This is a genomic window from Mesorhizobium sp. M8A.F.Ca.ET.021.01.1.1 (assembly GCF_003998025.1).
In the GTDB taxonomy this organism is placed as follows: Bacteria; Pseudomonadota; Alphaproteobacteria; order Rhizobiales; family Rhizobiaceae; genus Mesorhizobium.
On record NZ_RZSJ01000170.1, the window covers coordinates 1 to 10,736 of the forward strand.

The following is a 10,736-nucleotide window of genomic DNA, read 5'->3' on the forward strand; positions in this document are numbered from 1 at the left end:
GGTTGCCTGTCTCGCGGGTATGCGATCGGATCCGTTTTGCGGACGGGCGGCACTCAGGCGATCAACAGTGTTGCCGGCCGCCTGGAGCTTCGGCGCAGCTGCCACCCCATGGCTGCGTCATGTCGGATTGTCCGTCATGGCGATCGTCGCTGCGTCAGAGAGGCTGATCTCGTAGACATATTCATGCGGGATGGCCGGCGTCGACATCTGTGAGGCGTAGAGATTGAGATTTTCCTTGCTGTTGCTTGCCGCAAGGCTGCAGAAATTGCCGCTGTTCCACGTCATCGTGCAGTATCTGAAATGCTCACCTACGGAGCGCGCCATCTCCGCCAGGGTCACCTCATTGTTGAACATGGTCCCCAGGACGTCCGTCTTCTTTTTTACAATTTCGTCCGGGGGGAAGTACCTCGCCTTGAAGCCGTAATCCTTCTGGTACTCTCGGCGCTGATAGTCGCTTTCATCGGCGGCCCTGAATTTTTCGACGAAGACGAAAATTCCGCCGTCCTTGAGGTGCTGGGTTACGAACTCGATCTGCTTGGGCCTGTTAGGCGAATACATCTGAAAGGTTGTGTCCTCGAGGATGACGTCGAAGCCTTGCGTGAACTTGGTCAGCCGCCGATCCGATCCGAGCGCATCCTTGGTCAACCAGTGGAACGGGCCGATGAAGAATTCGGCGTGGGCCGGTTCGCCATAGGCCACGAAGGACTTGTAGTTCTCGGGGTTCGGGCTGCAGGACAGCGAAAGAATCTGCCCGTCCGAAAATTCAGACAGGGTTCTGGCCATCGTACCTTCGGCTGTTCCAAGGCTGTACAGCGACAGCGCGGATCCACGGCGCCGGGCATAGGTCAGCACCGCGTAGGCCATCCGGCACTCCTCCTCCAATCTGTAGGGAATGCTGCCGTGATAATGCTGGTCGAAAAAGCCTTGCCGGGCGGCGTGCAGGCGAACGAGATCGCGCAGGAGTTCATCGCTGGGCAGAAGGCGTGTATCGGCCTGAGGCTTGCGAACTGGCATCCCGCTTTTGCCCGCTGCGGTTGCAGCGAAAAAACCTGCCAGCTGGTTGATCCGTGGTCCCTGGTCGCATTCGGCCAGGAAGTCGTTGAGTCCTCGCATCGCACTATGCCTCCCGCACCGTTGCTTTGGTGAGATGCCACGAGCTCGACAGGAAACTTCACTCAATTAAGAGAGATCTAATGTTTAAAAATGCTTCGAGTCTTGGCCGGGGCACTGGTAGGCCTGCAGAAAATGAGCGGCTTTCCTACGATTGCCATTTTTTTACTAAAGTCACATCTTCTACCAATCCTAAGTTAGTTGTGATTTGTCCAGCAACCTCTGGTTAGGCAAAACACGGGAGGGTGGGCTACTCTCAGTATGAAGGCTGCTCCCATCCGTGGACACTCCTTGCCTCGATCCCAACAAGATCCGCCGTTCACAGCACCACACGCTTACACACCAACATGACAGCTGGGGCCACATACAGGCAGACTTGATCAGGAGAACTGGTCTGGAGCGCCAGGAAACAGCAATTTCGTTCCCGGGCCATATATTTCTGATGAACCTGAAAGGGGCGGCAAGCCGCGGAGAGGATTTCGTCGACGGGCGTCGGATCTCGTTTTCGCCGCGTCGGGCTGGCTCGGTAATCCATATGCCTGCCGGCAGTGATTGGACGGGGTGGGACGAAGGAGAGCCGACGGCCGCCTACCTGCTCATCTCGATTGAAAAAGGGTTCACCGACGAAGCGTTCGGCGGGATGGTGCGCCATCGCTCGGGTGACATGCCGGCTGCGATCGGATTTCGGGACAGCACGGTGGAAATGGCCCTGCAACGGATCGCCATCGAGCTCAGGCAGCCCGATCCGATCAGCGTGACGATGGTCGAGAGCCAGGCCATGCAATTGCTCGTTCAGATGGTCAGGCGCAACGGTCACTATCATGAGCCGGCAAAAGGCGGGTTGTCGGCCTTCGATCTCAAACGTGCGATCGCAATGATCGAATCGTCGTCGGACGAGACTCCCACTCTCGCCGATCTGGCAAAGGAGGTCGGTGTCAGCCGTTTCCATTTCAGTAGGGCTTTCAAGCAATCGACCGGGATGACGCCACATGCGTTCATCGCACGGCGTCGACTGGATCACTCCGCCGACCTGCTGCGATCGACCAATTTGTCGGCGACGGAGATCGCGCTGGAATGCGGGTTCGGCAGCTCAAGCCATTTCACGATCGCCTTTAAGCGGGCGTTCGGCGTCAGTCCGACGGAATACCGCCGCCGGTCCAGGATCTGATTCAATACTTCCGGTGATTTCAGCAACGAACTGAAAAATCAGGCGTGATTGTTAAGCATCAATCTGGGCAGCGGGTATGACAAGCGTCGATTGGATGCGCCCTTGTCAAATACACTTCAAATTCACGCTAACCTGAGATCAGGCGTCCAGTCCCGGCTATGGCTTGGATTCCTGGCCAGCACGCTATCAGCGGCAGTCGGTCGAAACGGCTATTACATCGCATCCGCCTGGACTGTTGTCACAGCAGGCTACGGAGGCTCCGGCGTGCCGGCACTGCTTGCGACCGTCAGCGTTGTCGAACTCGTCGCAAGCCCTCTGGCCGGCCTGGCAGCGGACCGGTTTGACCGACGGCGATTGAACATCGCGACCGACCTCGGTCGCTTTGCCATCTTGCTCACTACGGCTTGTTCGGTGCTGTATCTGGACGCCTTTTTGACACTCTGCGTGTCAGCGGCGCTCTTTTCGATTTGCGATCGTGTCGCGCTGACCGCCTCGCAAGCGATGATCCCGCTCATGACGAGAGGAGCCGAACTTGCGACCACGAATTCCACCGTGTTCTTCACCATGCAGTTTGGCAGCCTCGGCGCAGCGTTGCTAGCCGGGTCGTTGCTAGGTGGGCGCTCCCCTGCCCTGACGTTCTTGGTGCTCGCCCTGTTGTTCCTCGTTTCAGCCGGTTCACTCTTCTGGATGCGGCCAGGCCTCCCCCCGCAAGGTGTCAGAACGGCCACAGGCCTGGCACCGAACATGGACAGGAATCTCCTTCGTCTGTTTGCCGCCTATGCCCTTCTCTATGGAGGCGCGGTGCTGGTCACGGTGATCGGATCAAGCTTCGTCTTCGAAGAGCAGCAAGGCACCGCCGCCGATTTCGGCTACCTTGAGGCCGCGTGGTCGGCTGGTTCGGTTATTGGGGCGGCTGTTCTCGTCAGGCTGACACGAGCGATCAGTGGTCCTATACTGCACCTCATGCTGTTGGCCTCAACGGCGCTCGCGTGGATGTCGTTGATCACTTTACGGGCGCCCTGGACATTGATCGTCTTCGCCACTCTGGGGTTTCTCTACAATCTGGGCCGGGTGAGTATCGAGGTCACACTGCAGTCGCGGATGCATGGCAATGTATTGGGCAGGGCCAAGGGCGTCATGCACAGTCTCGCTGTCGCGCTCGGACTGGTGATTTTCAGCATCGCTGGCGTTATAGGCGAGAGTGTATTTCCTTCGACGATCTTCTTCGGATTCGGAGTGTTGCTCCTTATCAGCATTCCTGCATTGAGCATCGGCATCGCGCAGCGAAAGGATGAACCGTGAGGTGGACGAGCTAGCGACCGACACAGGCGCCAAGCACGCGGTGCTGGACTCTCTGGCGGCGCTCTATCCTTGGACGCGCTCCTATCATTGCCGCCCTCTTCGCGATTATGCGTCCCGCTTGTTCGAAGCGCCTGCCCAGAAACAGGAACCCGAAATTCGCAGCCGCGCGCTTGCCAGGCTGCTCGACACGATCAGGAACGCGGGAACGCGAAACGGATTGCCGATCAACGCCGTCTCCCAAATATGCAAAGATCTAGAACAACGCCGCGTGTTGCAGACCGGCCCGCATTTGTTTCTCCTCATGGAGCCAGAGGCCTATTACACGCATATCTTCAGCCTGCTTGGCCTCTCGGCGCATGGCTGCTCGACCTACGTTTCCTATGCCGTTTCAACGGTGAGTCTCGTTGAAAAGCCCCGCAAGGGGCCAGGCTGGATCATGATTGACGGGAAGCCGGTGAACGTGTTCGGTCTCAGCCGAAGCCAGATGATCGGCTACAGCCTTCTGACCGGGCCTGGATCATACCGGTTCGAGCTGGTGCCAACGGAGCCAAATGCCGAGGGAGACGCCCCCGCCCTGCTTCGCAGCCTTCTGCCGAAGACGCAGTTCGAGCGGCCTGCGCATGCCATCAAGGCAGCCAATCGTATCCTCTGGCCAAATCTGTTCGGAGAGAGCTTTGCCTTCCTGCAAATCGACGATGAGGATGTTGCCGACCTGGTGGCGGACCACCTATCAGACCAGGATTCCTGGCTGCGTACGAGGTTGCTGGAAAGCCCAAAGCTGGCTTTGAATATCCTTGACGAGATCGACAGGCTGGGGGCTGGCCCCTGGGGTGGCTGGTTCGCACGCGGTACGGATTTCTTTTGGTACTATGAAAACGGAAAGCGCCTGCCGCTGCGCATGGTGGGTGGAGAACTCGTCAATCTGGCGACCAGAACGAAGGTAGCTCGCTTCGCGGCTCCCGATATCATTGAGCGGCTAGCGAACCGCAGCCTTGTTCCGAATCTGCTCCTCATGTTTCTGGTCCTGTCGATCCTGCCCGGGGTGCGCGCGCTTGGAGGCAGCCACCAGCCAGTCTACTATCCCCTGATGCGCTACGTCATTTGTCGGGCTCTAGAGACCGCAGACATGGATGCGGACCTTCGACGCGCTATCGCGAGCGATGATGTGCCAGGAGCTTGGGGGCATCGCGTCATTGAATGCGATGAGAATCCATTCGAGTCGATCCGAAAGGGCAGCATAGGCGAAACCAGCAAGGTCATCGACCGCTTCGGCGATATGCCTTTCGCTGATGCCTGTGGAGGTCTGAGCAGTTTCGTTTCTGATCCCTCGTGGACTGAACTTGGCTCACTGCTGCGGGAGCGAGCGATTGCCCCAAGCGATCCAGAATGGGCCTTTTCCTAAGACTGGGCGACTGCCCGTAGCTAAATGTCAGCCGAATCCTCGGCAAGAGTGCCGACTATCGGGCTGTACTTGGCATTATCTTGCCTTTCGCAAGTGCCGGGGTGATATCGAACCTCTCCATGCTTCATAGTGGCAACTAATATGTCTTTGTGGCAAAAACATCACACACTTTTAGAGCCGTCCCGGCTATTGCTATATGCGAGGGATTGTCTTGGGTTGGGAGAAAAATCGTGAATAGATTCTTAGCAGTTATCGCCTTTACTGCCCTGTCGGCAAGCACAGCCTCAGCAGCCGACATGGTCGCGCCGATCGCTGGGTCGGCCTACGACTGGAGCGGTTTCTATGTCGGCGGCCACCTCGGCGTTGCCAATGGTGACATCACGGCGACGGACGTAACGGAGCCGAACGGTGGGTTTTTCACCGACGCCGTTCCGGCCGGCACGGAAGGCTTTGACTTCAACAAAGCCGGCGTAGCTGGAGGTATTCATGCAGGCGCGCAATGGCAGTGGGGGCAATTCGTGCTGGGAGGCGAGGCGACCTGGACTGCAACGGGCATCCGAAAAACCATCACCAGTCCCTATTTCCCGGACAGTGACACCGAAACCGTCAAGATCTCGAATTACGCAACGGTCGTTGGCCGCGTCGGCTATGCCTTCGATCGCGTGCTGATTTACGCGAAGGCGGGTTATGCCGGCGGCAAGGTCGATTTCCGAGCCCGAGACAACGACGCTCTCGTGACCTACGAGAAAAATGATTGGCAGAATGGCTATGCGCTTGGCGCCGGCATCGACTACGCCGTTACGAACAACCTCTCGCTCGGCGTCGACTACACCCACATTGACCTCGGTCATAAGACGAGCACGGGCAACAACGTGTTCGATGACGGCAGCCTGGGTGCTAATCCTGAGACCTATCGCACAGTGGCAAAGGTTGATGCCGTGATGGCTAGGCTGACCTACAAGTTCGGGATGGGTCAGTAGTTTGTAGCCACAAAGTCATCGAGAAGAAAGCCCGGCAGATTGAGCTGACCCCGTAAAGTTGGACGGTTCATTGAGCTGGTAGATTTAAGGGCTGGGTCCTGTATTGCACAGGGGCCAGCCCTTTGAGTTTCAGTTTGATGCGGCGTTGGTTGTAGTAGTCGATGTAGTCCGTGATGGCTTCGTCCAGGCTTTGGACGGTGTCGAAGGTTCCGGGTTGTCGAAGATGGTCTTGATCGCCTCCTTCAGCATCGCATGGCGGTCCGGGCGCGCGGCCGCCTTTTGCCTGTAATAGAACGTGCTGCGTGGCAGCTTCGCCAGTTCGAGCAGGCCCTTAAGCGGATGCAACGGCCTTAACGACTGGACGGCTTGCGCTTTTTGGGCGCGTGTCCCTGCGTTAAGGCCTCCAGTTTTTTTAGGTCAGCGTTTTCCATCCGCAGATGCTTCAGCTCGGCCAGCAGTTCTTCGCGGGTTTTGGCCTCGTCACGGGCTGCAACAGGCACTGCGGGGGTCGGCTTCGACATGGGTCGTCCTCTGGGGCGTGGGCCGAGCACCTCTATTCCGTCCGCATGATAGCGCTTCTCCCACTCCGTCAGGCAACCGGCATTGCGGATATTGAACAGTGCCGCCGTCTGGCGATGCGACAGACCTTCCTTCCACATCCGCTCGAGCACCGACAGCTTGAACGCCGCGTCGTAATGATCGTATTTGCCCGACGGCCCGGCATCGCCGTGCACCTGGGACATAGCTACCGACAACAGAGCGCTTGAAACCCGCACTATATCTGGACATGCAAAACCCCCGAAGGTTGTGTCCAACTTTCGGGGGTCAGTTCACACGAACCCGACCCCATGAATCAGGACAGCCATGCGTCGTTTCCTGACAAAAGGCGGTTGCAGCCTTCGCGCTGCAGAAGATAGCGGTTGCGGGTTGAGATGACTGCTTTGTCGCTTTCCTTTTCCGCCGGTGGCAGCGCTTGGCGCGATACTCGCTTCCGACCGTTTCGCTTTCCTCGTCGATCTACCGTCCAGACTGACAATCAGCGTTGATCTCCATGAGCCTTTTCTAAATTTTGAGCAGAGGCACCAAGGTTCGATTAAGTCTGCTCCTATACCCTGCACCGGTCGGAAGTTAGGCCGACCGAGATTCAACCTTGCAATTTGCCATTCATCAGCGCTTCCGCACCTTGATGACCTGGACCAGTCTTCCGGCTGTGATGAAATTGCGGAAGAGTTGAATGTCGTTTCGACATTGACCGACTAGTGCTCGAGCAAGCTCTCCGGGACTTTGATCAGTGGCAAAGAGCCCGGCTGTTGGTTCCGCGCGTTTCGGTGTATGTCTCGGCAAGACGGCTGCAGGACGATGAACTGATCAACAGCCTGACTTCACTTTCAATAAAACCAGGAACCGTTTCGTTCGAGCTCCTCGAATCAATCTTCCTCGACGATACCGATGAGCTTATGGTTTGGAACGTCAACCAGATCAAGGAACTCGGAATCGACATAGAAATTGACGATTTTGGCACCGGCCACGCGTCGATTGTCAGCTTGCTCAAACTGCAACCACGACGGCTGAAAATTGCACGCCAACTTATTAGTCCAATCGCCGGGTCAGACCAGCAGCGCGAGGTCGTAGGATCAATCGTGCAGATTGGCAGGTCCTTGGGGGTGGAAGTCATCGCCGAAGGTGTCGAGACAATGCAGCAGGCCAAGATCCTCAAGGATTTGGGCTGTGACATCTTGCAAGGCTATGCGCTCAGCCGACCGATGAGCGCATACAAGATCATGGAGTTTTTAAGCAGCCGGCGAATGCGCACAGCGTCCTGAGATCGCCACACGCCGGCCTGAGCTTGCAAAGTGCCTACGCGACGGTCTAACCCGAGCATAGGGTACGACCGGCTTACCGAGCGCGTGTCTCGTTCGATGGCCGCTGACCCGGTGCTCTGGCGTGCGAGCCCGCTGGGTGGTGGTCACTTGTTCAAGTAGTGTCCCGTGATTTTGTGAGCTGCTCCGCAACTCATATGCTTTATGCAGACAGCGCACAGATGCAGGGCGGCAAGCGTGCCCAGGCTCATCGCGCTTCCCGACCTATGGATGGCGTCAGGGCCTCGCTGCCCCCACTGTGCCGCCGCGCGAAATCGACGAACGCCTTGAACGCAGCGGTCGGGTTGCGGCGGCTCGGATAGTAGAGGCTCAAGGGCGAGAGCGTGGGTGTCCAATCTTCAAGCACGCGAACGAGGCGGCCTGCCCCGATGTCGTCGCGGACGTCGGATTCCATCGCCAGAGTGAGACCGACGGAAGCGAGGGCGCCGGCGCGTGCGAGGCTCGCTTCGTCGAGGGTGATGGCGCCGTCGACATCGATATGGACCGATTGTCCATCCTTCTCGAAGGGCCAGCGATAGATTGCGCCATCGGGAAGCCGGACGCGAAGACAAGAGTGCTCGGCGAGATCCTGGGGGACGATGGGCGTCCCGTGTGTTTCCAAATAGCGCGGCGAGCCCACCACAACGTTACGCCTTCCACTCCCCAAAGGCAGTGCGATCATGTCGACCGGCACGAGATCGGCGCTGCGCACGCCTAGATCGAAGCCGCCCGCGACAATGTCCACCAGGCGTCCCTCCGTGACGATATCGATGTGGACCAGAGGGTGCTCGCGCAGAAACGGTAAGACAAGCCACGAAAAAATTTCCCGCGCCGCTGTCGGAAAGGCGTTGATGCGCAGCGTGCCTGAAGGCGTGGCCTGTTGAGAGCGCGCGACGTCCATCGCCTCATGAATGTCCTGCACGGCGGGAGCAACCTGCGCGACAAATTGCTGACCTGCCTCTGTTAACGAAACGCTTCGCGTCGTCCGATTGAATAGCCGTATGCCGAGCGTGCGTTCCAACTTTCCCACCGCATTACTGAGCGCGGTCGTTGAAACTCCGAGCTCTAGCGCAGCCGTGCGAAACTTGCCCCGGCGCGCAACCATCAGAACTGCGTCTAATTCCATCAGGCTACTTTGCACAATTATCCCGACTTTCGTGATGAAACATCCCGAATTGTCCCCATTATCGTGCGACCTGTCCACCTCTATCTTCACTGCCAACCGCAAGCAGCCATTCGAGGCTGCCCCAGCAGTAAGAAGGACAAAACAATGACACCCGAACTTCCATCCCCGATTGCCGCGTATGTGGCCGCGAACGCCCGTCTCGATGTAGACGGAATGTTGAAGCCCTTCACGCGCGACGCGGTCCTTTTTGCAGATGAAGGCCGTCACGAAGGCTACACCGGAATGCGGACCTTGTTCGAAGAAGCGGTGATCCCGGTCAGGGCGATTTTCAAGCCGGATGCCGTTCGCCACGAGAACGGTCAGGTCGTGGTCGAAGGCCCTGCCCATGGCGACTTTAAGGGCAGCCCGATCCGCTTCACCTACCGCTTTACGCTCGAAAGTGACGCCATAAAAGCGCTGGAGATCACGGCATGACCATCAAGGCTGATCCGACCGAGTTCGCTGGAAAGCGCGTGCTCATCAGCGGCGGCACCAAGGGTCTGGGCCGCGCCACCGTTGACCGCTTCCTGGCCGGCGGCGCCCGGGTGATCACCTCCGCCCGCGGAGACCTGGATCCCATCGACTGCGTCGAATTCGTCCAGACGGACCTTACAACGGCTGAGGGTGCGGCAAGCTTGACGAAAGCGGCGGTCGAGCGTCTAGGCGGCGTCGACATTCTGGCCCATGTGCTGGGGGGCTCGACCACGCCGGGCGGCGGCTTCGTCGCCCTGACGGACGATCATTGGCTGTCCGAGCTCAACTTGAACCTCCTAGCCACAGTCCGCCTCGACCGGCTCCTGATTCCGCAGATGATCGAGCGGGGCAGCGGCGCGGTGGTGCACGTCACCTCCATCCAGTCGGTCCTGCCGCTTCCCGACGCAACCACCGCCTACGCCAGCGCCAAAGCCGCGCTCCGGACTTACAGCAAGTCCATCTCCAAGGAGCTGGGTCCCAAGGGCGTGAGGGTCAACGTCGTCTCTCCTGGCTGGATCATGACCGAGGGGACCAATGTATTTCTCAAGCGCATCCAAGCCGCCAACGGTGGCAGTATCGAGGACGCGCGCCAACTCGTACTGGCTGGCCTTGGCGGCATTTCAATAGGTCGCGGAGCCGAACCCTTCGAGGTCGCCGACGTCATCGCCTATCTGGCCTCGGATCGGGCCGCTTCGATCCATGGTGCCGAGTTTGTCATCGACGGCGGCACCGTCCCGACCGTTTGATTGCGGGGACTCGTCCACGCTAGGTCGAGCTGGCTAAGCGGTCACGGCGTCGTCGAGACCGGGAGCGCCTAGCGATGCAGGCGCTTCCTTGCACGTTTAAGGATTTCCTCCGACAGTGGCGTTCCCTTTACGATCCGGGCCAAGGTCCTATAGCGACTGTCTCCGGCAAAGTTCTTAGGTGAGGCTTCGTTGCGGGGGCGAACATCGGTGTGGCCGACATTTGACGCAAAGCCGTCGCCGGTAATGAAACGCGTTCCCGTACTCAGCCGCCAACGGCGTTCTCAGCTCCAATCTATGAGGCTGCTTATGACGGACCGTTCCCACGAGGCGCACTGACTGGAATGTCCGGAAGCCAGGTATTCCTGAGGGGCTGCTTGCCCGCATGACCGAACGGCCGCTTTTGGGATCGATGCCGGTCAGGCTGAACGACCGACATAAGGCGCAAATTGGTCACGGCTCCACTCCTGAAGCGGAGCCGTGCCTGATCAAACCTCAGTTGCATCGGAAAGTTCGAGAGCATCCTCTACATC

General features: G+C 58.6%; 9 protein-coding genes and 2 pseudogenes. 7 read left to right on the forward strand and 4 right to left on the reverse strand.

All coding sequences use genetic code 11. The annotated features are described in order from the left end of the window. Positions 1–117: 117 nt before the first annotated feature. Positions 118–1,179, reverse strand: coding sequence for a class I SAM-dependent methyltransferase (locus EOA36_RS15530; protein ID WP_348629811.1), 1,062 nt, complete (start codon positions 1,177–1,179; stop codon positions 118–120). A gap of 373 nt (positions 1,180–1,552) precedes the next feature. On the opposite strand from EOA36_RS15530, the gene EOA36_RS15535 reads away from it, so the two are divergent. The 4 genes from EOA36_RS15535 to EOA36_RS15550 all read left to right on the forward strand — a co-directional run bounded on the left by EOA36_RS15535 (position 1,553) and on the right by EOA36_RS15550 (position 5,962). Further along, the gene (locus EOA36_RS15535; RefSeq protein ID WP_245464364.1) at positions 1,553–2,278 is read left to right on the forward strand and encodes an AraC family transcriptional regulator; all 726 of its coding nucleotides are present in this window, start codon (positions 1,553–1,555) and stop codon (positions 2,276–2,278) included. Positions 2,279–2,380: 102 nt separating this feature from the next. Continuing rightward, positions 2,381–3,580: an MFS transporter gene (locus tag EOA36_RS15540; RefSeq protein ID WP_189553233.1), complete on the forward strand. Its 1,200-nt coding sequence runs from the start codon at positions 2,381–2,383 to the stop codon at positions 3,578–3,580. After that, a complete protein-coding gene (locus tag EOA36_RS15545) occupies positions 3,570–4,982 on the forward strand; it encodes a hypothetical protein (RefSeq protein ID WP_127278383.1) in 1,413 nt (470 codons plus the stop codon). The genes EOA36_RS15540 and EOA36_RS15545 overlap by 11 nt, the downstream gene beginning before the upstream one ends. A gap of 230 nt (positions 4,983–5,212) precedes the next feature. Beyond that, the gene (locus EOA36_RS15550; RefSeq protein ID WP_189343789.1) at positions 5,213–5,962 is read left to right on the forward strand and encodes an outer membrane beta-barrel protein; all 750 of its coding nucleotides are present in this window, start codon (positions 5,213–5,215) and stop codon (positions 5,960–5,962) included. Positions 5,963–6,029: 67 nt separating this feature from the next. On the opposite strand, the pseudogene EOA36_RS15555 reads toward EOA36_RS15550, so the two are convergent. Both EOA36_RS15555 and EOA36_RS15560 read right to left on the reverse strand, forming a co-directional pair. Next, positions 6,030–6,170, reverse strand: a pseudogene (locus EOA36_RS15555) (IS3 family transposase); the annotation flags it as partial. Between the two features lie 142 nt (positions 6,171–6,312). Further along, the gene (locus EOA36_RS15560) at positions 6,313–6,705 is read right to left on the reverse strand and encodes a helix-turn-helix domain-containing protein (protein WP_127278384.1); all 393 of its coding nucleotides are present in this window, start codon (positions 6,703–6,705) and stop codon (positions 6,313–6,315) included. Positions 6,706–7,180: 475 nt separating this feature from the next. On the opposite strand from EOA36_RS15560, the pseudogene EOA36_RS15565 reads away from it, so the two are divergent. Further along, positions 7,181–7,785 (forward strand): annotated as a pseudogene (locus EOA36_RS15565) (EAL domain-containing protein); the annotation flags it as partial. Between the two features lie 244 nt (positions 7,786–8,029). On the opposite strand, the gene EOA36_RS15570 reads toward EOA36_RS15565, so the two are convergent. Beyond that, on the reverse strand, positions 8,030–8,965 hold the full coding sequence (locus EOA36_RS15570; RefSeq protein ID WP_127278390.1) for a LysR family transcriptional regulator: 936 nt from the start codon (positions 8,963–8,965) through the stop codon (positions 8,030–8,032). Between the two features lie 126 nt (positions 8,966–9,091). Between EOA36_RS15570 and EOA36_RS15575 the strand changes: the two genes are divergently transcribed. Continuing rightward, complete coding sequence (locus EOA36_RS15575) at positions 9,092–9,421, forward strand: nuclear transport factor 2 family protein (RefSeq protein ID WP_127278385.1); 330 nt, start codon at positions 9,092–9,094, stop codon at positions 9,419–9,421. Next, positions 9,418–10,206: an SDR family oxidoreductase gene (locus EOA36_RS15580; protein ID WP_127278386.1), complete on the forward strand. Its 789-nt coding sequence runs from the start codon at positions 9,418–9,420 to the stop codon at positions 10,204–10,206. Before EOA36_RS15575 ends, EOA36_RS15580 begins: the two co-directional genes overlap by 4 nt. Positions 10,207–10,736 lie beyond the last annotated feature (530 nt).

Excerpts from the sequence above, each read along its gene's own strand:
- EOA36_RS15575 (WP_127278385.1), top strand. The coding sequence starts at position 9,092 with ATGACACCCGAACTTCCATCCCCGATTGCCGCGTATGTGGCCGCGAAC.
- EOA36_RS15580 (WP_127278386.1), top strand. The coding sequence starts at position 9,418 with ATGACCATCAAGGCTGATCCGACCGAGTTCGCTGGAAAGCGCGTGCTC.
- EOA36_RS15560 (WP_127278384.1), bottom strand. The coding sequence starts at position 6,705 with ATGTCCCAGGTGCACGGCGATGCCGGGCCGTCGGGCAAATACGATCAT.
- EOA36_RS15535 (WP_245464364.1), top strand. The coding sequence starts at position 1,553 with ATGAACCTGAAAGGGGCGGCAAGCCGCGGAGAGGATTTCGTCGACGGG.
- EOA36_RS15545 (WP_127278383.1), top strand. The coding sequence starts at position 3,570 with ATGAACCGTGAGGTGGACGAGCTAGCGACCGACACAGGCGCCAAGCAC.